Genomic DNA, 21,850 nt, shown 5'->3' with positions numbered 1-21,850 from the left:
GGCCCTGTGCATAATCTGATCCTGGACCGTCATCCCGGCCATGCGGCCCAGCCGCGCGGAGCCGGGACCGCCCAAGACGCGGCGCTTCCGGCGGTCCCGGATAGCCGCTATGCGTCTTCCAGGATGACAAGAGCGGGGCGTTCGCTCAATCATCTGGCGCGATGACGCTGATATGATAAGCCTTGCGTTATGAAGCACATCGCCCTGCCCCTCCTCGCCGCCCTATCGCTCGCCGCCTGCGCCTCGACGTCCGATGTCGGCTACCCCGGCCTGCGCGAGGCGGTCGGACCCGCGACTCAGGAAAATTGGGAGGTCGGCCAGGCCGCCTATCTGATGTGGAACAGCCAGCGTCGCGGCTGGACCTCGACCCCGTCGGGCCTGCAATATCGCCTCGTCAGCAAGGCCAATCCGAACGGCGCGCAGCCGACCGCGACCGACACGGTCAAGGTCCACTATCGCGGCACCTTCATCGACGGGCGCGAGTTCGACAGCTCCTATTCGCGCAACGAGCCTGCGACCTTCCCCCTGAACCGCGTCATCAAGGGCTGGACCGAGGGCGTGGCTCTGATGCGCGAGGGCGAGACCTATGAGTTCGTCATCCCCGCCGACCTGGCTTACGGCTCGCGCTGGATGGGAACGGAAATCCCCGCCAACTCGGCGCTGCGCTTCACGGTCGAACTGCTGGACGTGAACCCGCAGGGCTGACGGGTAGGCCGTCATGTGCGCGGCCTTCCGTCAAATGTAGGTAGTGGACTTTAAGTCCCCGCTCATCCCGGCGGACGCCGGGACTCAGTGCTTTGGCTTCAGGCGCCCCGCTCGGCGGATATGTCTCAGTGCGAGGCTCTCACTGGATCTCGGCGTCCGCCGGGATGAACGGGATAGGAGCCACGGCGTCACGCCACGCGCCGACACAGAATCGTCATTCGTCTTGACGACGCCGGCGACACGCTGTCGTCTGCGCCTCCTTGTCGAGGTCGCGTGGGGGCGGCCGTCCTGAGATAGCCGTCATGCAACGTTTCCTCCTGGCCGCCAGCGCCTCGGTCCTCCTGTTCGCAGTGGGCGCGCCCGCGCTGGCCCAGGTCGGCACGCCCGCCCTTCCCGTCGCGCTCGCGCCGATTCCGGCCGCCAAGGACGAAGCCTATCCCGGTGTCATCAAGCTGCATGTCGACGCCACCGACATCGACCGGCGCCTGATCCAGGTGCGCCAGACCATCCCCGTCAGCGGCCCCGGCCCGCTGGTCCTCTTCTATCCCCAGTGGATTCCCGGCAACCACGGACCAGTCGGCCCAGTCGCCAACGTCGGCGGCCTGACCTTCACCGCCAACGGCCAGCGGCTGGAATGGGTGCGCAACACCGTCCAGCCCTGGGCCTATCAGATCGAGGTTCCGGCCGGGGTGAGCGAGGTCGATGTCGCCTTCCAGTGGCTGACGCCGATTGAGGGTGCTCAGGGCCGCGTCGTCGTCACGCCCGAGATGCTGAACATCCAGTGGGAAAAGGCCCTGCTCTATCCTGCGGGCTATTACTCGCGCCAGATCACCTTCCAGCCGACGCTGAAGCTGCCGCAGGGCTGGAACTACGGCGCCGGGCTCGACACCGTCAGCTTCGAGAACGGCCTGGCCACCTTCGCCCCCATCACGCTGGAGCATCTGGCCGACAGCCCGGTCTTTGCGGGCGCCCACTATCGCCAGATCGACCTGGATCCGGGCGGCCGTTCGCCGGTGCGCCTGAACGTCGTGGCCGATGACGCCAAGATGCTGGAAGCCAGCGACGAGCACATCCAGCTTCACCGCAATCTGGTCCAGCAGGCCGACCGCCTGTTCGGCGCGCGCCACTTCAACCACTACGACTTCCTGCTGGCCGTGACCGACAAGCTGGGCGGCATCGGCCTGGAGCATCACCGCTCGTCCGAGAACAGCGTCGACGTGAAGTATTTCACCGACCGCGAGGCGACCCTGGCCGACCGCGATCTGCTGGGCCACGAATACACCCACAGCTGGAACGGCAAGTGGCGCCGCCCGGCCGACCAGCTGACGCCCAATCTGAACGAGCCGCTGCAAAACTCGCTCATGTGGGTCTATGAGGGCCAGACGCAGTATTGGGGCCTGGTCCTGACCGCGCGCGCCGGCCTGATGAGCAAGCAGCAGGCGCTGGACGTGCTGGCCATGAGCGCCGCCAGCTTCCAGAACATCCCCGGCCGCCAGTGGCGCGCCATGCAGGACACCACCAACGACCCGATCATCAGCCAGCGCCGCCCGCAGCCGTGGGGCTCCTATCAGCGCAGCGAGGACTATTACCGCGAGGGCTCCCTGATCTGGCTGGACGCCGACACCCTGATCCGAGAGCAGACGAGCGGAAAGCGATCGCTGGACGACTTCGCCAAGGCCTTCTTCGGCGTCGAGGACGGGAACTGGGATCCAGCCCCCTACACCTTCGCCGACGTGACCTCGACCCTGAACGGGGTGCAGGCCAACGACTGGGCCGCCTTCCTGCGCGAGCGGCTGGACGCGGTCGGCCCCGGCTCGCGCGGTCCCTTGGACGGCATCGAGCGCGGCGGCTACCGCCTGGTCTTCAAGGAGGAGCCGTCCGGCTACATGGGCGCCCTGTATAAGGAACTGGGCCGCAACGACTTCACCTATTCGCTCGGCTTCATGATGAACAAGGCGAACAAGATCACCTCCGTCCTGTGGGGCGGCCCGGCGTTCGAGCAGGGCCTGACCTCGGGCTGGGAAGTCGTCGCCGTCGGCGGCCGCGCTGCCTCGGCCGACGCGCTGAAGGAGGCCGTCACCGCCGCCAAGGGATCGTCGGAGTCGATCGAGCTGATCCTGAAGAACGGCGACGTCTTCAAGACGGTGCGCTTCGACTACCACGACGGCCTGCGCTACCCGCACCTGGAGCGCATCGAAGGCACGCCGGATCGGCTGGGCGAGATTCTGGCTCCGCGCCGGCGGTAAAGCCACGCGCGGCGTCTCTCCCTCCCCTTCATGGGGAGGGTGGCTGAGGCCGTCAGGCCGAAGCCGGGCGGGGGCGGCAAGGCTGATCAAGCGCCGGCGCCCTGCATCGCCAAGCCCTCCCCACACGGTCTCCGCTTCGCTGCGACCACCCTCCCCATGAAGGGGAGGGAGAAGGTCGCGCTCCGTCGCCGCCCACCTTCTCCCCCGAGGGGAGAAAGGTTACGAGAACAGTATGATCATCACCCGACGCCTGCCCGCCGCCGCCCTCGCCCTGCTGCTGACCTCGGCCGCCTCGACCGCCCTCGCCCAGCAATGGACCGGCCCGCAGGCGCCCGCCGCACCGACGCCGCAGAACACGCCCTTGGCCCTTCCGCGCGCCCTGCCGCCGATCCCGGCGCCGACCGCCGAGGCCTATCCTGGCGTCATCCGCTATGAGGTGGACGCCACCGACGTCGAGAAGAAGATCGTCCGCGTGCGCCAGACCATCCCGGTCCAGCCCGGCCATCTTGTCCTGCTCTATCCGAAGTTCTTGCCCGGCAACCACGCCGCCACCGGCCCGATCCAGCTGGTCTCTGGCGTGACGGTCCAAGGCGGCGGACAGCGCATCGACTGGCTGCGCGACACAATCGACCCCTACGCCTTCCACCTCGACGTGCCGCAGGGCGTTAGCGAGATCACCGTCAACGTCCAGTGGCTGACCCAGCCCGACAACTCCACCTGGCGCGTCGTAATGACGCCCGAGATGGTCAATCTGCAGTGGGAGAAGGCCCTGCTCTATCCGGCGGGCTATCGCTCGACCGGCATCACCTTCGCCCCGTCGATCCGCCTGCCGCGGGGCTGGAAATACGGCGTCGCCCTCGACACCGAAAGCTTCGTCGACGGTTTGGCCACGTTCAAGCCGACCGACCTCTACACCCTGATCGACAGCCCCCTGTTCGGCGGCGCCCACTTCCAGCGCATCGCCATCGACCCGCGCCGGGGCGACGGCGAAGGCGCCGTGCACCTGAACATCATCGCCGATACGGCCAAGGATCTGGCGCCCACGGCCGAGCAACTGGGCTGGTTAGAAAATCTGGTGACCCAGACCGACCGTCTGTTCGGCGCCCGCCCCTATGACCGCTACGACTTCCTGCTGGCGGCGACGTCAAAGCTGGGCGGCATCGGACTGGAGCATCACCGCTCGTCAGAGAACTCGGTCCCGGCCGACTTCTTCACCAACTGGGGCAAGAGCATGGGCGCCGTCGGCCTGCTGCCGCACGAGTTCACCCACGCCTGGAACGGCAAGCGCCAGCGCCCGGCCGACGAACTGACCGCCAACCACAACATCCCGACGCAGAACACTTTGCTGTGGGTCTATGAGGGCCAGACCGAATACTGGGGCGACGTCCTGACGGCGCGCTCGGGCCTGGCCTCCAAGGCCGACATCCTGACCAGCTTCGCCGAAGTCGCCGCCTTCTACGACAATCAGCCGGGCCGCGAATGGCGTCCGCTGCAGGATACGAACAACCACAATCTGCTCGGCTATCGCACCTCGAACCCCTATTCCTCGTGGATGCGCGGCACCGGCGACTACTACCGCGAGGCCCTGCTGATCTGGCTGGACGCCGACACCCTGATCCGCGAGGCGACGGGCGGCAAGAAGTCGCTGGATGACTTCGCCAAGGGCTTCTTCGGCGGCGACGACGGCTCGTGGGCGCCGCGCGGCTATGTCTTCGACGACGTGGTCGCGGCGCTGAACGCCGTCCATCCGCATGACTGGGCGGCCTTCCTGCGCAAGCGCCTGGACGCCAACGGCCCCGACGCCAAGGCGCCGCTGGACGGTCTGACCCGCGGCGGCTACCGCCTCACCTACACCGACAGCCTGACCGCCGATGAAAAGCGCGTCCAGTCGGGCTGGGCCAACGATTTCCAGTATTCCCTGGGCTTCACCCTGTCGTCCTCGAACAAGCTGACCGGCATCCGCTGGGGCGGCCGCGCCTTCGAAGCCGACATCGGGCCGGGCTGGGAGCTGGTCGCCGTCAACGATGTCGCCGCCTCGGCCGAGAAACTGCGCGACGCCGTCACCGCCGCCAAGGGAACCGACGCCCCGATCCGCCTGCTGCTCAAGAACGGCGACCGCTATCGCACGGTCGCGTTCGACTATCACGACGGCCTGCGTTATCCGCGCCTGGAGCGCATTCCCGGCACGCCGGATCGGCTGGGCGACATCCTCAGCCCGCGCCGGCGGTAATCCGCGCAGAACGCCTCTCCCTCCCCGTCTCGGGGAGGGTGGTCGAAGCGAAGCGCAGACCGGGTGGGGGCGGCCAGGCGATCCCGACCTCGGCGTCCTAAGAGCCTCGTCGCACCCGGCTCGCCCTACCGGCCTCAGCCACCCTCCCCGGGACGGGGAGGGAAAAACGCAGCGCATATCTTTACCGCCCAAAAGAAAACGGGCCGGAGGTTTCCCTCCGGCCCGTCTTGCTTTGAAAGCTGTCTCTGGCGAACCAGAGGCCAGATCCGAAATCTTACTTGATTTCGACCTTGGCGCCGGCTTCTTCCAGCTTCTTCTTCAGCTCTTCAGCAGCTTGCTTCGAGACGTTCTCGACGACCGGCTGCGGAGCGCCTTCGACCAGGTCCTTGGCTTCCTTCAGACCCAGGTCGGTGCGGACGCCGCGGACTTCCTTGATGACGTTGATCTTCTTGTCGCCGCCGTCAACCAGGACAACGGTGAACTCGGTTTGCTCTTCAGCGGCTTCAGCCGGAGCAGCGGCGCCGGCGACAGCAGCGACGGCGACCGGAGCAGCAGCCGAGACGCCCCACTTGTCTTCCAGCAGCTTCGACAGTTCAGCGGCTTCCAGGACGGTCAGGGCCGACAGTTCTTCAACGATTTTGGCGAGATCAGCCATTTTAGTCTTCCTTCGGTAGGATGAGGTTCAGAGAGATATGCAGAGATGACGGGGCTTAGGCGGCGTCTTTGGTCGCGTACGCGTTGAAGACGCGAGCCAGTTGGCCGGCCGGCGCCTGCAGGACGCCAGCAACCTTGGTCGCCGGGGCTTGCAGCAGGCCGATGAGCTTGCCGCGCAGTTGATCCAGCGACGGCAGCTTGGACAGGGCCTCGACGCCCTTGGCGTCCAGAACCTTGTCGCCCATGAAACCGCCAAGGATGTTGAACTTGTCGTTCCCCTTGGCGAATTCGGCCGTGACCTTGGCGGCGGTGACCGGGTCGGCTGCATAAGCGATGCCCACGGGACCCTTGAACAGGTCGTGGTACTCGCTGCCTTCCTCGACGCCCAGCGCCTTGAGCGCCAGACGGTTCTTCACCACCTTGAACGCGCCGCCTTCTTTACGAAGGCGACGGCGCAGGTCTTCCATCTCCACAACGGTCAGACCCAGGTTGTGGGTCACGACCACGGCGCCCGCGTCGGCGAACACGCTCTTCAGCTGTTCGATCGACTCGGCTTTTTGTGCGCGGTCCATTGTGGTCTCCAGTTTTGGCATTCGCCGCCGGGCTTATTCCCGACGACGGATTTGGCTTAAGCGCCATGCATCGCTGCACAGCGTTCAGGCCGGTCTTATTGTCCGAAGGAAGCGCGGCCCGCCCGCCGGATACCGGCAGGACGAAAGCTCTTTGCATCCCCATCTCCCCACGGCGCCAGAGGGCTCTCTGGACGATTATGACGCGGGCGACCCCCGCATCCCGAAGTTCTCGGACAGGCATCGTCAGAACCGAGGCCCTGACGAGATGCGGGCTCTATACACGGCCCGGCGGGAAAATCAACGCTTGGGCGGCTTGGCGGCGCCCGCGGCCTCGCGCGCCATGGCCTCGCAGTCGAAAGCCCCGCAGTATTTGTTCAGCAGATCGTTCATGAAGGCCGCCTCGAAGGCCGCCATCCGCTGCCCCTCCTCGACGCCCATGTCCATCTGCTTGCGAGCGATGGCGCGGCCCATCGGCGCCTCATAGAAGGCGACCAGAGCCGCCAGCTCCTGCTCAGTGAAGCGTTCGGCGTAGTCCCGCTTCATCGCCTCGATCACTCTCTGCAGGTGCGGCAGGAGGATGGTCGGCGCGTTGACGCGAAACCATTGAGCGTGAGCCTCGGGCATGGCGGAGCCGTGTTCCTCCATCTGCCGGGCGATGCCGTCGCGGACCGTCTTCTCCAGGCCAACGATCGACAGCTCGACATAGCGCTCGGCGAGCGCCGCGCGCCGGTCCGCCTGTTGCGCCTGTTGCGCCTGGGCGGCCGGGATGGACGCCAGCAGAGCGACGGCCAGTCCGATGGCGATGGATCTTTTCATGGCGTTCACCCTTCCCGGTCGAGCATAACCTTATCGACCACCGATATCCAGGAAGCGCAAGCCTCAGGCGCGCGGTCTGAAGTCCCGGATCAGTTCCGCCAGTTCCGCCTCGTCCACCACGGCTGCAGCGTCCTCAGCCGACATCCAGCGGCGTTCGCGCTGGGCGTCCTCGGGCCAGGCGCCCAGCTGGATGAAGACCTCCAGCGGATAGACGCTGGCGATGGTGGCCTGAACCCGTCCCGACTTCAGCCGCTTGCCGTACCGGAACCAGCCGATGGGCGCGCCCATGACGTCGCCTTGAACGCCCGCCTCCTCATAGGCCTCGATCACGGCGGCCTCGGCGTCGGTCTTGCCCGCCATGCGGTTGCCCTTGGGGATGACCCAGCGCCGCGTCTCGCGCGAGGTGATCATCATGATCTCCACGCCGTCCGGCCCGTGCCGCCAGGGCAAGGCCGCGACCTGGCGCGTCTCCGACGAAAGGGTCCGGGGCTTGTTCGACATCAGGTCAGGAACAGGCCGCCCAGGGCGTAGAACAGGGCGCCGATGGCGGCGGCCGCCGGCATGGTGATGAACCAGGCGGTGACGATGCTGCGCGCCACGCTCCAGCGCACGGCCGAGACGCGCTTGGCCGCGCCCACGCCGACGATGGCGCCGGTGATGGTGTGGGTGGTGGACACCGGAATGCCCATGCTGGTCGCCGCGAACAGGGTGATGGCCCCGCCCGTCTCGGCGCAGAACCCCTGCTGGGGGCTAAGCCGCGTGATCCGCGACCCCATGGTGTGAACGATCTTCCAGCCGCCGAACAGCGTGCCCAGGGCGATGGCCGCCTGACAGGTGATGACCACCCAGAAAGGCACATGGAACTCGCCCCCCAGCATGCCGCGCGAATAGAGCAGGATGGCGATGATGCCCATCGTCTTCTGGGCGTCGTTGCCGCCGTGCCCCAGCGAATAGGCCGAGGCGGAGACGAACTGCAAACCACGGAAGATTCTGTCGGCGAAGTTCGGATTGGCCTTGGCGAACAGCCAGGACACGATCAGCACCAGCAGCAGCGCCAGCAGGAAGCCGATGGCCGGAGACATGAAGATGGCGCCGACCGTCTTCAGCACGCCGCTGATGACCACGGCTCCGCTGCCCGCCTTGGCGATGCCGGCCCCCAACAGGCCGCCGATCAAAGCGTGCGAACTGGACGACGGAATCCCGAACATCCAGGTGATGACGTTCCAGAGAATGGCGCCCATCAGAGCGCCGAAGATCACCTGATCCGAAATGACGTCGGGCGAGATGATGCCTCGGCCGATCGTGTCCGCAACGTGCAGCCCGAAGAACAGAAAGGCGATGAAGTTGAAGAAGGCCGCCCACCCGACCGCATAGATCGGCGGCAGGACGCGCGTGGCGACGATGGTGGCGATAGAGTTGGCCGCATCGTGCAGGCCGTTCAGGAAGTCGAACAGCAAGGCGACGCCGATCAGGAAGACCAGGATCAGGAGGGCGTGATCCATGATGGTCCTACAGGTGCTCGACCAGAACGCCGTTGATGCGGTTGGCCACATCCTCGAACCGGTCGATCACCTTCTCCAGGTGATCCAGCAGTTGGCTGCCGATGATGAAGCCCAGAGTGTTGCCGCCCGTGCCGTCATGGCGGTGCGCCTCATACAGCGCCTTCATCCCGGCGTCGTACAGGTCGTCGCTGCGCGCCTCCAGATCTGTGATCTGTTCGGTCAGGACGTTCAGCCGGTCGTGGTTCTTGCGCATGGCCGGCAGCAGGGTGAAGGCTTCCTGCGTCAGGGCCGCGCACTGCACGGCGATGTCGGCCAGTTCCTGCATCTTGGGCGAGAAGTCGCGCATCTCGTACAGGGTGACCACCTTGGCCGCCTTCTGCATCTGGTCGATGGTGTCGTCCAGTGAGTTCGTCAGCCCCCGGATGTCGGCCCGGTCGAACGGGGTGATGAAGCTGCGGCGCACGGCGAACAGAACCTCGCGCGCGACCTCGTCGGCTTCCTCTTCATGCGCGACCACCTTGGCGCACCATTCGCTGGTCTCGGGCCCGCCGTCCATCATCTTGCGCAGCGCGGCAGCGCCGTGGGCCAGGCTCAGAGCATGGGCGTCGAACAGCCGAAAGAAGTTATCTTCCTTAGGCAGCAGCGCCTGAAACCAGTTGAGCATGAAGCCTCTCCGATACGGTCGCCGCCGGGGCGCCCGGGCTCCAAGACCGGATTCCCACCCGCCTCGTCAAGTCATCCGGGTACAGAACGGTGGATTAGCCTCGCTGTTCCGCGCTCCGTGGCCCGCCCACGGTGCGTCTGCGCGGCCCATCGAACAAAGAAAACGGCCCCGGAAGATCGCTCTTCCGGGGCCGTCGTCATTCTTAGCCGTGAAGCCTATCAGGCGCCCAGCGAAGCCGGGTCGACCTTGAAGCCCGGGCCCATCGTCGAGGACAGGGCGATGCGCTTCACATAGGTGCCCTTGGCGCCCGACGGCTTGGCGCGGACGAGAGCGTCCACGATGGCCTTGACGTTGGCTTCCAGGGCGTCCTGGGTGAAGGAGGCCTTGCCGATGCCGGCGTGGACGATGCCCGCCTTCTCGACGCGGAACTCAACGGCGCCGCCCTTGGCGTCCTTGACGGCCTGGGCGACGTTCGGGGTCACGGTGCCGACCTTCGGGTTCGGCATCAGGCCGCGCGGGCCCAGCACCTTACCCAGACGACCGACCAGGGCCATCATGTCCGGCGATGCGATCACGCGGTCGAACTCCATGAAGCCGCCGGCGATCTTCTCGTACAGGTCTTCAGCGCCGACGTGCTCGGCGCCGGCCGCCTTGGCTTCTTCAGCCTTGGCGTCCTTGGCGAAGACGGCGACGCGGACGTCACGGCCTGTGCCCGAGGGCAGGTTCACCACGCCGCGGACCTGTTGGTCGGCGTGACGCGGGTCGACGCCCAGGTTGATGGCGATTTCGATCGACTCGTCGAACTTGGCCTTGGCGTTGTCTTTCACCAGCTTGATGGCGTCCGAGAAGACCAGCAGGTCTTCGGTCACGCCCGTGCGGGCCTTATGGGCTTTGGTCTGCTTAGCCATGTCTTAGCCCTCCACCACTTGAATGCCGATGGCGCGGGCCGAGCCCTCGATGATGCGCGACGCGGCGTCCAGGTCGTTCGCGTTCAGGTCCTTCATCTTCTTCTCGGCGATTTCGCGCAGTTGCGTCTGCGTGATCTTGCCGGCGAACTCGCGGCCGACGAGCTTGGAGCCCGACTTGATGCCAGCGGCTTGCTTCAGATACCAGGTCGCCGGGGGCGTCTTGGTGATGAAGGTGAACGACTTGTCCTGATAGACGGTGATGACGGTCGGAAGCGGGGTGCCCTTGGCTTCCTTCTCGGTCCGCGCGTTGAACTCCTTGCAGAAGCCCATGATGTTCACGCCGCGCTGACCCAGAGCCGGGCCGATCGGGGGCGAAGGCGTGGCCGAGGCGGCCGGCACTTGCAGCTTGATATAGCCGAGAATCTTCTTGGCCATTGGTCTCTCCTATGAATGACCCGATGACGGTGCGTCGGGCCGGTGAGCCGTGGTCCGGCATGGCTGCCTCCCACGGATTTGACGCTGGGCGACTCCAGGGTCGTCCAGCGAAGGCGCGCGTTTAGCAGGCAGACCCTGAAAACGCAAACGGGACCGCCCGGAGACGGTCCCGATCTCTGCGTGGCGTCAGCGGCCGATCAGGCGCTGACCTTCTCCACCTGATTGTATTCCAGATCGACCGGGGTCGGGCGGCCGAAGATCGAGACAGCCACGCGCAGGCGGGCGTTCTCTTCGTCGACGCTCTCGACCTGACCGTCGAAGCTGGCGAACGGGCCGTCGGTGACCTTGACGTTCTCGCCGATGTCGAAGCGGATGGTGGGTTTCGGACGCTCGACGCCCTCTTCCACCTGGCCGATGATGTTCTGGACTTCGCGTTCCGAGACCGGCAGCGGCTTGGTGCCGCCCGCGGCGCCCAGGAAGCCCGTGACCTTCGGCGTGTTTTTGACCAGGTGATAGGCCTCGTCGGTCATCTCCATCTTCACCAGCACATAGCCGGGGAAGAATTTGCGCTCGGCGTTGACCTTCTTGCCGCGACGGATCTCGACGACATCCTCAGTCGGGACCAGGATTTCGGAGAAGGCGTCTTCCAGCCCCTGTTGCCTGGCCTGGTCGCGCAGCTGTTCGGCGACCTTCTTCTCGAAGTTGGAATAGGCGTGGACGATATACCACTTGTGGCGGGGATTGGCCGCCGGCTTGGGCGCTGCATCGGTCATGTGCGCGTCTCCTTTATTGGCCAAGGCTGAGGATGATGCGGGACGCGAAGCCAAGGCCCGTATCCACGATCCAGAAGAAAGCGGCTGCGATCAGCACCATGATGAAGACCATCACCGACGTGATCCAGGTCTCCTTGCGGCTGGGCCAGGTGATCTTGCGGGCCTCAGCACGGACTTCGCTGATGAACTGGGGGATGGACGTCTTTTTCTTCGGCGCGGGCGCGTCGACGGCCACGGTCGCTGCGCCTTGCGCGGCTGCTGCGGTCTTGGTCCCCGTGGTGCGGCGGCCGCCGGGGGTCTTCGCCTTGGCCATTTGACGTCTCTTCAACCTCTGGATCCTGCTGCCCCACATGGGAAGTCCCAGGCGATAACAACAGGGGGAATGGCAGGAGTGGAGGGACTCGAACCCCCGGCCCTCGGTTTTGGAGACCGATGCTCTACCAGCTGAGCTACACTCCTAGTGTCCCGGACAAAGATCAGCGCGCCGTGGAAATCGTTCCAGCGGCGCGACCCTCGCCAGAGGGGGGCGTATGCCCGAGCCCTACGGCCATTTCAAGGGCCATCTGCGCCGCAGACGCATGAAGCCGCGGATTTTCCTCAGAACAACCGCGCCACCGCGCTCGGCTCATAGCTCAGGCCTTTGACCAGATCGTCGGCGTCGCCGATCGAGAAGGTCTGGGCGCGGCTGCGGCCATCGATCACCGCCACAGCCTCGATCTCTTCGGGAACAACCTTAACCACCGCCACGGCGTCCCCGCCCGGCGCCCAGGGGCTGACTTCCGGCGCGCGCTTGATGATCAGATCGTTGACCCGCTTCACCTCGTCGCCGTCCGTTACCTCTTCGGCGCGACCGTCGATGGAGACGCCGACCGCCTCCCCCTCTTCGCCCACGCCGCGCACGGCCACGCCCACGCGCGGATCGGCGGTCAGGTTCTTCAGCTTCTCGCTGTCGCGGCCGGTGACGAAGTAGAGGTTCAGCCCGTCGTTCAGATAGCCGAGCGTCGCAGCCTGAGGCCGCCCATCCGCCCGATTCACCGCCAGGGTCATCAGCTTCTGACTATCCAGCAGCTTCAGGATGGCGGCGACCGCCCCGCCATGGATCGGGGTCGTGCGCGAGGTCGAGCTCATGGCGATTCTCCAACAGAAGGCGACAGCAGACTGGGGCGGCAGCTTCGACCCGGCCTTGACGCAGATCAAGGCGACTGGACGCCGCTTCGGTTCCAATCGTCCCATGACAGAGTCCCGCCTCGCGCCCGAAGCGCCTCGTCTCGAGGTGTCCCCCCTCAGCAAAGCCGAGGCGCCCGCCGCCTTTGCGCTGGCGCGGTTGTGGCGCCCCAGTCTGGAGCCCGCCCAGTGGGACGCCTTCCTGTCGGCCTGGCGCGCCGCGCCGGAAAGCCGCGGCATCCTCAGCGCCCGCAATCAGCGCGGCGGGGTTCTGGGCTTCGTCAGTTGGTGGCGGCAACCTGATCTGGAGTACGGCGAAACGCTGTGGGCCGGTCCCTTCGTGGTGCGCGAGATGGGCGTGCGGCCGCTGGTGCGTCAGAGTCTGGCCGTCGAGTTGACCGCCTTGGCCGCCCAACTGGGCGCCCGGCTGCGCTATGCCGAAGAGGCTCAGACGCCGGACTGCGCCGTCGAAAGGACGGCTAGGACAGGCTGACCTATTCGGAATCGGCGACGCTTGGCCTAGACTGCTCCGTCATCCGGGAGACGACCTTCGTGAACACCGCTGCGGCCCAGACCCAAATCGAAAAGGTGCGTCTGGAGGACGTGCATCCGTGCGCCAACTGCGGCGCCCGTCCGCTGGGCGTCTGCGCCGACCTGAAGGGGCATGAGCTGCAAAGCATGGCCTGCGCCAGCGAGACCGTCACGGCCCAGCCCGGACAGGCCCTGTTCCACGAAGGCGACCCCAACCCCTTCGTCTTTAACGTCGTGGACGGGGCGGTGAAGCTGTATCGCCTGCTGCCCGACGGACGACGCCAGATCACCGGCTTCCTGTTCCAGGGCGACTTTCTGGGCTTGGGCGGACGCGGCGCGTCCAGCTTCACGGCCGAGGCGCTGACGCCGCTGAACGCCTGCCGCTTCCGGCGCAGCGATTTCGATCAACTGCTGAACGCCCTGCCCGCGCTGGAGCACCGGCTGGTGGCGCTGGCCGGGGACGAGCTGATGGCGGCTCAGGAACAGATCGTCCTTCTGGGCCGCAAGACAGCGCGCGAGCGGCTGGCCAGCTTCCTGACCCGTCTTGCGGAACGTCAGGTTCAGTTGGGCGGCCCGGAGGGTCAGGTCCACCTGCCGATGACGCGGCTGGACATCGCCGACTACCTGGGCCTGACGATCGAGACCGTCAGCCGGCTCTTCACCCAGTTCAAGACCTCGGGCCTGATCCAGCTGCTGCCGGGCAATGACGTCGCCCTGCCGGATCCAGCCGCACTGAAGGCTCTGGGCGAAGGCGCCGCCTGATCCATTTCGACGAATAGGGTGAAGGGGGCGCGGCCTGACGTTCCGCGCCCCTCCCCGCATCGGCTCAGAACTTGCGGCCGACGCCCACCGACACGACCCAGGGATCCAGACTGACGCTGCTCTTCAGCGCGCCGCCGTTGATCTTGGCGTCCGTGTCGAACCACACCTTCTTGGCGTCCAGGTTCAGCGTCCACGGGCCGGATATGTTCCAGTCGGCCCCGGCCTGAAGCGCGACGCCGAAGCCGTCATCCAGATCGACCTCGAAGCCGTTTTTGTCCTTGCCGCTGAAGAAGGCCATGTAGCTGACGCCCGCCCCGACATAGGGGCTGACCGTCGCGTTCGGCGTCGGCCGGTATTGCAGCGTCACTACCGGCGGCAGCACCCAGGTCTCGTGCACGGCCACATCGGTCGTCCCGCCCTTGGCGCGCACCTCGTGCTGGGTGGCGCCCAGAATGGCCTCGACGGCCCAGTGGTCGGCGACGAAATAGGTAAAGCCCAGCGTCGGCATCCAGTCGTCGCCCACATCGACCTTCAGGCCGCTGTCGGCCCCGGCGGCGGTGACGATGGCGTCGTCGGCCTGGGGCAGGACGCCCGTCATGCGGGCCGTCACAATCAGCGAGCCCTTGCCCACCGGTTCGGGGGCGGTCGTCTGGGCGGATGCGGCGCCGGCGACGGCCACCAGGCTGACGGAGGCGATAAGGGCGGCGGCGGTTTTCATCGGTTCAATCCCCGACATTCGCCGGGTCGGAAGAGGGCCCGGCTTCGATGTCCCAATCACTGTGGACACACGCCGCCCTCCTCGCCTTGATCCATCGCAAGCGACGGATATTTCATCGGTTTCGTCCAAGAAAAATCCCCTCCGGCGGGCGCCGAAGGGGATGATTCAGTTCAGTCCGTCAGAGGACGGGGATCAGGGCTCGGAGTGTCCCTCGTCCCCTTCGTCGAACAGGCGGAACTCGTGCCACAGGCCGTTCAGAACACCGAAGGCCACCGCCAGGCCGAGGCCCAGGATCCAGGCGAAATACCACATGAGATGATCTCCTTTCGCGGGATCAGTAGAGGTCGGGGTTGGTCTTCAGCGCGTCCATCGTCGAGCGACCCCACAGCACCTTATAGACCCAGGAGGTGTAGAGCAGGACGAAGGGCAGGAAGACCGCGACCACGATCAGCATGATGAACAGGGTCGTATGGCTGGACGAGGCGTTCCACAACGTCAGGCTGGACTGGGCGTCGATCGAGCTGGGCAGGATGAAGGGGAACATCGACAGGCCGACCGTCGAGATGATCCCGACCGCCGAGGCCGACGATCCGCCGAAGGCCAGGGCCGCCGACTTGCGCCACATCCCCAGAAGGCCGACCGCAGCGCCCGCAAAGCCTAGAACGGGAGCGATGATCATCCACGGATAGCGGCCGTAGTTGTCCATCCAGGCGCCCGGCGCCGCCTCGACCGCCGTGCGCAGCGGGTTGGAGGCGCCCGCCGTATCGACCACGCCGGTGATGCGGAAGCCCATGTCGCCGAAGGCCACCATCGCCCCGCCGATGGCGAACAGCACCAGACTGGCCACGCCGGCGGCGGTGCCGATGGCGCGGGCGCGTTTCAGCACCGGACCTTCTTCGCCCTTGATCGCCAACCAGGCGGCGCCGTGCAGGACCAGCATGGACACCGACAGTAGGCCGCACAGCAGGGTGAAGGGCGTGAACAGACCCAGCAGGCCGCCTTCATAGAAGCTGCGCAGGTCGCTGGTCAGGCGGAAGGGCGCGCCGATGAGGACGTTGCCGACCGCCACGCCGAACACCAGAGCCGGGAAGAAGCTGCCGATGAACAGGCCCCAGTCCCACATGGAGCGCCAACGCGCCTCGGGCCGCTTGGAGCGGTATTTGAACGACACGGGCCGCAATATCAGCGCGGACAGCACCAGGAACATCGCCAGGTAGAAGCCCGAGAAGCTGACGGCGTAGACCTGCGGCCAGGCGGCGAAGATCGCCGCCCCGCCCACGATCAGCCAGACCTGGTTGCCTTCCCAGGTCGCGCCGATGGTGTTGATCACCATGCGACGCTCTTCATCCTTCTTGGCGACGAAGGGCAGCAGGGCGCCGACGCCCATGTCGAACCCGTCGGTCAGGGCGAAGCCGATCAGCAGCACGCCCAGCAGTCCCCACCAGATCAGGCGGAGGGTGGTGTAGTCGAGGGGGAGTTCCATCTCTCTTTTCCTTCAACGACCGGGTCAGGCGACCGCGGGCTCGCCTTCCGTGCGGGCGTCTTCTTCACGGGCTTCCTGTTCGGCGAACGGCCCCTTCTTGACCGCGCGCAGGATCAGGCCGACCTCGACGACGGCGAGGGCGCCGTACAGCAGGGTGAAGCAGATGATCGTGGTCCACAGGTGCGCCACCGTCAGGCTGGACGCGCCCAGGAAGGTCGGCAGGACGCCTTCCACGGCCCAGGGCTGACGCCCCACTTCGGCCAGCAGCCAACCGGCCTCGATGGCGATCCACGGCAGCGGGATGGCCAGGACGGCCAGGCGCAGGAACCACTTGGTCTCATGCTTGCGCAGGGTGCACAGCACGAAGGCCGTGCCGAACAGGCCGATCATCAGGAAGCCGATGCCGGCCATGAAGCGGAACACCCAGAACATCAGCGGCACGTTCGGCACCGTCGACCAGGCGGCCTGCTTGACCTGGTCCGGCGTGGCCGTGCGCGGATCTTCGACATAGCGTTTCAGCAGCAGGCCGTAGCCCAGGTCGTTGCGGACCGTCTCGAACTGACCGCGCGCGGCCATGTCGGTCGGATCGGCCTTGACCTTCTCCAGCGCGTCATGGGCGACGACGCCGCGTTCGATGCGGTCCTCGGCGACGGCGACCAGCTCCAGGATGCCCTCGACCGGCTTGTCGATGCTGCGCGTCGAGATCAGGCCCAGGACATAGGGCACCTTGACCTCGAAATGGGTGTGACGGTCCTCAAGGCTGGGCAGGCCGAACAGGGTCAGGCCGGCCGGCGCCGGCTCGGTGCGCCACATGGCTTCCAGCGCGGCCAGCTTCATCTTCTGGTTGTCGGTCAGGGCGTAGCCCGACTCATCGCCCAGAACGACCACCGACAGCGAGGACAGCAGGCCGAACGCTGCGGCGACCGTCATCGACCGCTTGGCGAAGCCCTTGTGCTTGCCCTTCAGCAGATAGAAGGCCGAGATGCCCAGCACGACCACGGCGGCGCAGACGTAGCCGGCCGACACGGTGTGCACGAACTTGGCCTGGGCCACCGGGTTGAAGATCACCGCCATGAAGTCGGTGATTTCCATACGCATGGTGTCGGGGTTGAAGGCCGCGCCGACGGGGTTCTGCATCCAGCCGTTGGCCACCAGGATCCACAGGGCCGACAGGTTGGTGCCCAGGGCGACCATGAAGGTGACGAACAGGTGGGCGTGCGGCTTCAGCTTGTCCCAGCCGAAGAACATCAGGCCGACGAAGGTCGCCTCCAGGAAGAAGGCCATCAGGCCCTCGATCGCCAGCGGCGCCCCGAAGATGTCCCCGACGTAGTGGGAATAGTAGCTCCAGTTCATGCCGAACTGGAATTCCATCGTCAGGCCGGTGGCCACGCCCAGCACGAAGTTGATGCCGAAAATCACGCCCCAGAAACGGGTGATCGTCCGCCAGATCGGCCGGCGGGTCATCACATAGATGCTCTCCATGATGACCAGCATGAAGGAGAGGCCCAATGTGAGGGGCACAAACAAAAAGTGGTATAGCGCCGTCAGTGCGAACTGAAGGCGTGAAAGGTCTACGACCGCCAGGTCGATCATCGTTCCAGGCTCCTGACCGCCAGCCCCCATCGACCGGCGTTCTACTCTAACCTAAAGCCACGCGGTTTGGCGCGCCTTGATCCTGATCAAAGCCGACAGGGCCGACTCGGACTAGACGGCGTTTCGCCCAAGGTCCTTTCGTCCCATGGGCCTTTTGCCCAATCCCGCGTCGTCGGCGATCATGGCTGATCCGCTGATCGACCCTGGAGACAAGATGACGGCCCAGCCGATCGCCCCCAACGCCCCGGCCTTAGACGAGACGCCGCCCGCCGCCTGGCTGAAGGCTGCGCTGACGCCGTGGCGGCGGCTGATGACGCTAGGCGGGGCGCTGGTCATCGCCGACACCGTGCCTGCGGTCGGATTCGCAGCCGGTCTGGCCCTGGCGGTCGGCGCCCTGCCTCAAGGCATCGACGGCGCCCTGCCGGGCCTGGGTCTGGCGGCCGTCTCCCTGCTGGCGCGCGGCGCGCTCAGCCACACGGCGGTCAGGGTGAACACTCGCGCCGCCCGCGCGGCCAAGAACGGAATTCGTCGCTCCATCCTGACGGAGGCCCTGTCCGGCCGCCTGTCCGACGCCGCCGCCATGACCGCCGTCGTCGAAGGGGTCGAGGCTCTGGACGGCCATGTCGCGCGCTTTTCGCCCGCCCGCACGGCGGCCGCCGCCTCGCCGCTGATTCTGATCGCCGTGACCGCCGTGGTCAGCCCCTTCACCGCCGGCATACTGATCTTCACCCTGCTGCCCTTCATCATCGGCATGGCCCTGACCGGCATGGCGGCGGGCGCCGAAAGCCGTCGTCAGTTCCAGGCGCTGGAACGGTTGTCGGGCCTGTTCCTGGACCGGGTGCGCGCCCTGCCCGCCATCCTCGCCTTTCAGGCCGAGACGCAACAGAGCCGCGTCATCGCCCGCGCCTCGGACGACCTGGCCCGCCGCACCGGCAAGGTGCTCAAGGTCGCCTTTCTGTCCTCGGCGGTGCTGGAGTTCTTCTCCGCCCTGGCCGTGGCCCTGGTCGCTGTCTATTGCGGCTTCAACCTGCTGAAGCTGCTGCCCTTTCCGGCGCCGGAACAGCTCAGCCTGACTCGCGCCTTCTTCGTTCTGGCCCTGGCGCCGGAAGTCTATCAGCCGATGCGCCGCCTCGCCGCCGCCTACCACGACCGTCAGGCCGCCGAGTCCGCCGTCCCCAGCCTGCGTCGCCTGAGCGTCGAAGCCGCGCGGACCACGCGCCCGCCCCGCCCCGGCCAGGCGCCCGCCATCGCCTTCCGCGACGTCGCCATCGCCTATGACGGCGCGCCTGTGATCGAGGGCTTCACTCTGGATGTCGCCCCCGGCTCCATCGTCGCCCTGACCGGCCTCAGCGGCTTGGGCAAGAGCAGCCTGCTGCACCTCTTCCTGGGCCTGTCGCCTCTTAGCGCGGGAGAGGTCATGCTCGGCGAGACGCGCCTGTCGCAGGCCGGCGATCTGACCGACTGGATCGCCTGGGCCGGCCAAGCCCCTGTCGTCATTCGCGGAACCCTGGCCGAGAACATCGCCCTGGCCCATCGCGGCGCGACGCCCGAGGCCGTGGAGCAGGCTGCGCGCAAGGCGGGCCTGAACGGCGCGCTGGATCGTCTGATCGACGAACGCGGCGGCGGACTGTCGGGCGGCGAGCGCCGCCGTCTGGGCCTGGCCCGCGCCTTCCTGAAGCCCGCGCCCCTGCTGCTGCTGGACGAACCCACCGCCAACCTGGACGCCGAGGCCGAAGCCGCCCTGCTGCCCGTCATCCGCGAGGCCGCGCGTGGCCGCACCGTGCTGATCGCCACCCATTCCGACGCGGTGGCCGCCCTGGCCGACAAGGTGGTGCGCCTGTGAGCCGTTCTGATTCGCCCGGCGTCGCGCGCCTGAAGGCCATGATCCGCGCGCAGGAGAAGGCTCAGCGCCCGCGCCTGCTGGCCGCCTCTGTCACCGCCGCCCTGGTGTCGGCCGGCGCCGTCCTGCTGCTGGGCCTGTCGGGCTGGTTCATCACCGCCGCCGCCCTGGCCGGGGCCGCCGGACCCGCCGTGGCCCACGTCTTCAACTACATGGTGCCCAGCGCCATGATCCGCTTCTTCGCCATCGTGCGCACCGCCTCGCGCTATGGCGAGCGCGTCACCGGCCACGACGCGGCGCTGAAGGCGCTGGCCGCCCTGCGTCCGCAACTGTTCATCGGCCTGGCCCGCGCCCCCACGACCAAGGCCCTTTCCTTGGCGGGCGGCGAGGCCTCCGCTCGACTGGTTCAGGACGTGGACGCGATCCAGGACCGTTTCGTGCGCCTGTCGACGCCCTGGGGCGCGGGCGCCGGTCTGATCGCCGGCGTCGGCATGGCGGCCCTGGCCGGATGGGCCCCGGCGCTGGTCGTCGCGGGCGCCGCCGCTCTGGGCGTCATCCTGGCCGTCGTGATCGGACGCCGCTTCGCCGAGCCCGCCGGCCAGCGCCTCCAGCAGGCGTCCGGCGCCCTGAAGACCGAGTTCGCCGCCCTGGCCGCCGCCGCGCCCGAGCTTCAGGCCTATGGCATGAAGGCCTGGGCCGCCGACCGCCTCGCGGAGCACGGCGACGCGGTCGAGGACGCAGCCGAGCGACTGGCCCGCGCCGGCGGTCTGATCATGGCCAGCCAGAGCCTCGCCACGGCCGTTGGCGTGACGGGCGCGGCTCTGGCCGCGGGCGCCGGCGCTCCTGCGCTGACCGCCCTGTCCATGCTGGCCGCCGTCGCCACGGTCGAAAGCGCAGGAACCCTGCTCAACGCCCTGCGCCAGAACGGCGCGGTGAAGGCGGCGGTCCAGCGCCTGGGCGAGCTTCTGGACGAGGAAGCGCCCACGTCGGCCGTCGCTGCTGTCTCGCCGAGCCTGCGCCTGTCCGGCGCCGATCTGACAGTCTCCCCGCCGCAGCGCCTGGCGATCACTGGCCCGTCCGGCGCGGGCAAGACGACCCTGATTGAACGCATGATGGGCCTGCGCCCCGCCTCACCCGGTGAAATCCTGCACGGAGAGGTCGACGCCGCCGCCCTCGGCGCCGAGACCCTGCGTCCCCTGTTCGCCTATGCCCCGCAACAGGCTGTGCTTCTGACCGGCAGCGTGCGCGAGAACCTGCGCCTGGCCGCCCCGTCGGCTGCCGACGACGATCTATGGGCCGCGTTGGAAGACGCCGCTTTAACCGATCGCGCCCGCGCCGCGCCGGGCGGGCTGGATGCGTCCGTAGGCGAGAACGGAGCCCGCCTGTCGGGCGGCGAGCGCCGCCGTCTGGGCCTCGCCCGCGCCTATCTGCGCCCGGCGCCCTGGCTGGTGCTGGATGAACCGACCGAGGGTCTGGACGCCGCTACCGAAGCGCAGGTTCTTGAACGGCTGGCCGCCCGTCTGCACCACAGCGGCCAGGGCCTGATCGTGGTCAGCCACCGCCCGGCCCCCCTCGCCCTGTGCGATGTCGCCCTGACCGTTTCAGGCATAGCCGCCGACGGCCGCATCCAGATCAGCGCAAAGCCCCGGCAGGCCGCCGCCTGATAGGGCGATATCTTTGATCTCTATCAAGGCGACGCTTGCCGTCACCCGCTTTTCTGTCGGCAGAGGAGAACACCCATGCCCGCAGACATCATCGCCCCCGTCATCGCCATCGGCGCCTTCTTCATGACCTTCATCGTCGGCATGGCCTACGGCTGCATCGCCAGCAGCCTGGCCAAGCCTGAGAAGGGCTGAGCATCATGGCCCTGCATCACATCCGCCTGGAACTGGCGCGCGAGCCTGACCATCCGCACGGCAACGCCGACGACGGCTATGACCTGGTGCTGACGCTGGACAAGGACGCCCGCCTTGACGCAGCCGCCATCGCCGCCGCGCCAGAGAACACCCGCGTCCGCCGCTTCAAGGGGACCCAGACGCTGGCCGTCGGCCAACTGACGCGCGCCGAAGACGGCCGGTGGGTTCTCGACCTTCCAGGCGAAGATACGGACGCAGAGGGCTTCCGTCTGGACGACGAACAGTTCGTCGTCGGCGAATACGTCTCCCTGGCCCAGCCGGGCGGGGATATGCGCGCCTATCGCGTCACCCTGGCCCAGCCGCTTCCCACGGCCTGACGACCGCCGACAATCGAAGGC

General features: G+C 67.1%; 23 protein-coding genes and 1 tRNA gene. 8 read left to right on the top strand and 16 right to left on the bottom strand.

The window, feature by feature from the left end; translation table 11 throughout:
• Positions 1–189: 189 nt before the first annotated feature.
• The 3 genes from PIB44_RS06040 to PIB44_RS06030 all read left to right on the top strand — a co-directional run bounded on the left by PIB44_RS06040 (position 190) and on the right by PIB44_RS06030 (position 5,181).
• Positions 190–705, top strand: coding sequence for an FKBP-type peptidyl-prolyl cis-trans isomerase (locus PIB44_RS06040; RefSeq protein ID WP_278070745.1), 516 nt, complete (start codon positions 190–192; stop codon positions 703–705).
• A 302-nt stretch (positions 706–1,007) separates the two neighbouring features.
• Positions 1,008–2,951 (top strand): M61 family metallopeptidase, encoded by a 1,944-nt coding sequence (locus tag PIB44_RS06035; RefSeq protein ID WP_278070744.1) that lies wholly within the window; start codon positions 1,008–1,010, stop codon positions 2,949–2,951.
• 232 nt (positions 2,952–3,183) lie between these two features.
• Positions 3,184–5,181 carry a M61 family metallopeptidase gene (locus PIB44_RS06030; protein ID WP_278070743.1) on the top strand — a complete coding sequence of 666 codons (1,998 nt, stop codon included), beginning with the start codon at positions 3,184–3,186 and terminating at the stop codon, positions 5,179–5,181.
• Between the two features lie 274 nt (positions 5,182–5,455).
• Here the strand turns inward: PIB44_RS06030 and rplL are convergent, their stop codons facing one another.
• The 12 genes from rplL to PIB44_RS05970 all read right to left on the bottom strand — a co-directional run bounded on the left by rplL (position 5,456) and on the right by PIB44_RS05970 (position 12,633).
• Positions 5,456–5,836 carry a 50S ribosomal protein L7/L12 gene (rplL, locus tag PIB44_RS06025; RefSeq protein ID WP_025976270.1) on the bottom strand — a complete coding sequence of 127 codons (381 nt, stop codon included), beginning with the start codon at positions 5,834–5,836 and terminating at the stop codon, positions 5,456–5,458.
• 55 nt (positions 5,837–5,891) lie between these two features.
• The gene (gene rplJ / locus PIB44_RS06020; protein WP_024355300.1) at positions 5,892–6,407 is read right to left on the bottom strand and encodes a 50S ribosomal protein L10; all 516 of its coding nucleotides are present in this window, start codon (positions 6,405–6,407) and stop codon (positions 5,892–5,894) included.
• Positions 6,408–6,704: 297 nt separating this feature from the next.
• Positions 6,705–7,223, bottom strand: coding sequence for a DUF2059 domain-containing protein (locus tag PIB44_RS06015; protein WP_278070742.1), 519 nt, complete (start codon positions 7,221–7,223; stop codon positions 6,705–6,707).
• A gap of 63 nt (positions 7,224–7,286) precedes the next feature.
• Positions 7,287–7,724, bottom strand: a complete 438-nt coding sequence (locus tag PIB44_RS06010) for an NUDIX hydrolase (RefSeq protein WP_134580336.1) — start codon at positions 7,722–7,724, stop codon at positions 7,287–7,289.
• Positions 7,724–8,725, bottom strand: coding sequence for an inorganic phosphate transporter (locus PIB44_RS06005; protein ID WP_134580335.1), 1,002 nt, complete (start codon positions 8,723–8,725; stop codon positions 7,724–7,726). Before PIB44_RS06005 ends, PIB44_RS06010 begins: the two co-directional genes overlap by 1 nt.
• A 7-nt stretch (positions 8,726–8,732) precedes the next feature.
• The gene (locus tag PIB44_RS06000; RefSeq protein WP_025976267.1) at positions 8,733–9,389 is read right to left on the bottom strand and encodes a DUF47 domain-containing protein; all 657 of its coding nucleotides are present in this window, start codon (positions 9,387–9,389) and stop codon (positions 8,733–8,735) included.
• A gap of 218 nt (positions 9,390–9,607) precedes the next feature.
• Positions 9,608–10,297, bottom strand: coding sequence for a 50S ribosomal protein L1 (gene rplA, locus PIB44_RS05995; protein WP_134580334.1), 690 nt, complete (start codon positions 10,295–10,297; stop codon positions 9,608–9,610).
• A 3-nt stretch (positions 10,298–10,300) separates the two neighbouring features.
• Entirely contained in the window at positions 10,301–10,732 is a 432-nt protein-coding gene (gene rplK, locus PIB44_RS05990; RefSeq protein WP_024355292.1) for a 50S ribosomal protein L11, read from the bottom strand.
• Between the two features lie 197 nt (positions 10,733–10,929).
• Entirely contained in the window at positions 10,930–11,505 is a 576-nt protein-coding gene (gene nusG, locus PIB44_RS05985) for a transcription termination/antitermination protein NusG (protein WP_025976265.1), read from the bottom strand.
• 13 nt (positions 11,506–11,518) lie between these two features.
• Positions 11,519–11,818 carry a preprotein translocase subunit SecE gene (secE, locus tag PIB44_RS05980; RefSeq protein WP_025976264.1) on the bottom strand — a complete coding sequence of 100 codons (300 nt, stop codon included), beginning with the start codon at positions 11,816–11,818 and terminating at the stop codon, positions 11,519–11,521.
• Between the two features lie 70 nt (positions 11,819–11,888).
• Positions 11,889–11,964, bottom strand: a tRNA-Trp gene (locus PIB44_RS05975).
• A gap of 138 nt (positions 11,965–12,102) precedes the next feature.
• Positions 12,103–12,633, bottom strand: coding sequence for a pyridoxamine 5'-phosphate oxidase family protein (locus PIB44_RS05970; RefSeq protein WP_029972303.1), 531 nt, complete (start codon positions 12,631–12,633; stop codon positions 12,103–12,105).
• Here PIB44_RS05970 and PIB44_RS05965 point away from each other — a divergent pair.
• Together PIB44_RS05965 and PIB44_RS05960 are read left to right on the top strand one after the other, a co-directional pair.
• The gene (locus PIB44_RS05965; RefSeq protein ID WP_278070741.1) at positions 12,632–13,162 is read left to right on the top strand and encodes a hypothetical protein; all 531 of its coding nucleotides are present in this window, start codon (positions 12,632–12,634) and stop codon (positions 13,160–13,162) included. The genes PIB44_RS05970 and PIB44_RS05965 overlap by 2 nt on opposite strands.
• 59 nt (positions 13,163–13,221) lie before the next feature.
• Entirely contained in the window at positions 13,222–13,962 is a 741-nt protein-coding gene (locus PIB44_RS05960; protein ID WP_278070740.1) for a Crp/Fnr family transcriptional regulator, read from the top strand.
• A 64-nt stretch (positions 13,963–14,026) separates the two neighbouring features.
• Here the strand turns inward: PIB44_RS05960 and PIB44_RS05955 are convergent, their stop codons facing one another.
• The 4 genes from PIB44_RS05955 to PIB44_RS05940 form a co-directional block, all read right to left on the bottom strand.
• Positions 14,027–14,680: an OmpW/AlkL family protein gene (locus PIB44_RS05955; RefSeq protein ID WP_278070739.1), complete on the bottom strand. Its 654-nt coding sequence runs from the start codon at positions 14,678–14,680 to the stop codon at positions 14,027–14,029.
• A gap of 192 nt (positions 14,681–14,872) precedes the next feature.
• Complete coding sequence (cydX, locus tag PIB44_RS05950) at positions 14,873–14,992, bottom strand: cytochrome bd-I oxidase subunit CydX (protein WP_024355286.1); 120 nt, start codon at positions 14,990–14,992, stop codon at positions 14,873–14,875.
• A 22-nt stretch (positions 14,993–15,014) separates the two neighbouring features.
• Entirely contained in the window at positions 15,015–16,163 is a 1,149-nt protein-coding gene (cydB, locus tag PIB44_RS05945; RefSeq protein WP_278070738.1) for a cytochrome d ubiquinol oxidase subunit II, read from the bottom strand.
• Positions 16,164–16,187: 24 nt separating this feature from the next.
• Positions 16,188–17,753 carry a cytochrome ubiquinol oxidase subunit I gene (locus tag PIB44_RS05940; protein ID WP_278070963.1) on the bottom strand — a complete coding sequence of 522 codons (1,566 nt, stop codon included), beginning with the start codon at positions 17,751–17,753 and terminating at the stop codon, positions 16,188–16,190.
• Positions 17,754–17,937: 184 nt separating this feature from the next.
• Here PIB44_RS05940 and cydD point away from each other — a divergent pair, with 184 nt between their 5' ends.
• The 3 genes from cydD (at position 17,938) to PIB44_RS05925 (ending at position 21,829) form a co-directional block, all read left to right on the top strand.
• Positions 17,938–19,599 (top strand): thiol reductant ABC exporter subunit CydD, encoded by a 1,662-nt coding sequence (gene cydD / locus PIB44_RS05935; RefSeq protein WP_278070737.1) that lies wholly within the window; start codon positions 17,938–17,940, stop codon positions 19,597–19,599.
• A complete protein-coding gene (locus tag PIB44_RS05930; RefSeq protein ID WP_278070736.1) occupies positions 19,596–21,260 on the top strand; it encodes an amino acid ABC transporter ATP-binding/permease protein in 1,665 nt (554 codons plus the stop codon). Before cydD ends, PIB44_RS05930 begins: the two co-directional genes overlap by 4 nt.
• Positions 21,261–21,457: 197 nt before the next feature.
• Positions 21,458–21,829 carry a hypothetical protein gene (locus PIB44_RS05925; RefSeq protein WP_025976255.1) on the top strand — a complete coding sequence of 124 codons (372 nt, stop codon included), beginning with the start codon at positions 21,458–21,460 and terminating at the stop codon, positions 21,827–21,829.
• Positions 21,830–21,850 lie beyond the last annotated feature (21 nt).

The sequence above is a fragment of the Brevundimonas sanguinis genome, from assembly GCF_029636725.1.
GTDB lineage: Bacteria > Pseudomonadota > Alphaproteobacteria > Caulobacterales > Caulobacteraceae > Brevundimonas > Brevundimonas sanguinis.
Note: the sequence above shows the minus strand (reverse complement) of the source record. Positions and strands in the feature narration are given on the sequence as shown.

Coding starts and splice junctions, on each gene's coding strand:
- PIB44_RS06040 (WP_278070745.1), top strand. CDS start 190: ATGAAGCACATCGCCCTGCCCCTCCTCGCCGCCCTATCGCTCGCCGCC.
- PIB44_RS06035 (WP_278070744.1), top strand. CDS start 1,008: ATGCAACGTTTCCTCCTGGCCGCCAGCGCCTCGGTCCTCCTGTTCGCA.
- PIB44_RS06030 (WP_278070743.1), top strand. CDS start 3,184: ATGATCATCACCCGACGCCTGCCCGCCGCCGCCCTCGCCCTGCTGCTG.
- rplL (WP_025976270.1), bottom strand. CDS start 5,836: ATGGCTGATCTCGCCAAAATCGTTGAAGAACTGTCGGCCCTGACCGTC.
- rplJ (WP_024355300.1), bottom strand. CDS start 6,407: ATGGACCGCGCACAAAAAGCCGAGTCGATCGAACAGCTGAAGAGCGTG.
- PIB44_RS06015 (WP_278070742.1), bottom strand. CDS start 7,223: ATGAAAAGATCCATCGCCATCGGACTGGCCGTCGCTCTGCTGGCGTCC.
- PIB44_RS06010 (WP_134580336.1), bottom strand. CDS start 7,724: ATGTCGAACAAGCCCCGGACCCTTTCGTCGGAGACGCGCCAGGTCGCG.
- PIB44_RS06005 (WP_134580335.1), bottom strand. CDS start 8,725: ATGGATCACGCCCTCCTGATCCTGGTCTTCCTGATCGGCGTCGCCTTG.
- PIB44_RS06000 (WP_025976267.1), bottom strand. CDS start 9,389: ATGCTCAACTGGTTTCAGGCGCTGCTGCCTAAGGAAGATAACTTCTTT.
- rplA (WP_134580334.1), bottom strand. CDS start 10,297: ATGGCTAAGCAGACCAAAGCCCATAAGGCCCGCACGGGCGTGACCGAA.
- rplK (WP_024355292.1), bottom strand. CDS start 10,732: ATGGCCAAGAAGATTCTCGGCTATATCAAGCTGCAAGTGCCGGCCGCC.
- nusG (WP_025976265.1), bottom strand. CDS start 11,505: ATGACCGATGCAGCGCCCAAGCCGGCGGCCAATCCCCGCCACAAGTGG.
- secE (WP_025976264.1), bottom strand. CDS start 11,818: ATGGCCAAGGCGAAGACCCCCGGCGGCCGCCGCACCACGGGGACCAAG.
- PIB44_RS05965 (WP_278070741.1), top strand. CDS start 12,632: ATGGCGATTCTCCAACAGAAGGCGACAGCAGACTGGGGCGGCAGCTTC.
- PIB44_RS05970 (WP_029972303.1), bottom strand. CDS start 12,633: ATGAGCTCGACCTCGCGCACGACCCCGATCCATGGCGGGGCGGTCGCC.
- PIB44_RS05955 (WP_278070739.1), bottom strand. CDS start 14,680: ATGAAAACCGCCGCCGCCCTTATCGCCTCCGTCAGCCTGGTGGCCGTC.
- cydX (WP_024355286.1), bottom strand. CDS start 14,992: ATGTGGTATTTCGCCTGGATCCTGGGCCTCGGCCTGGCGGTGGCCTTC.
- cydB (WP_278070738.1), bottom strand. CDS start 16,163: ATGGAACTCCCCCTCGACTACACCACCCTCCGCCTGATCTGGTGGGGA.
- cydD (WP_278070737.1), top strand. CDS start 17,938: ATGGCTGATCCGCTGATCGACCCTGGAGACAAGATGACGGCCCAGCCG.
- PIB44_RS05925 (WP_025976255.1), top strand. CDS start 21,458: ATGGCCCTGCATCACATCCGCCTGGAACTGGCGCGCGAGCCTGACCAT.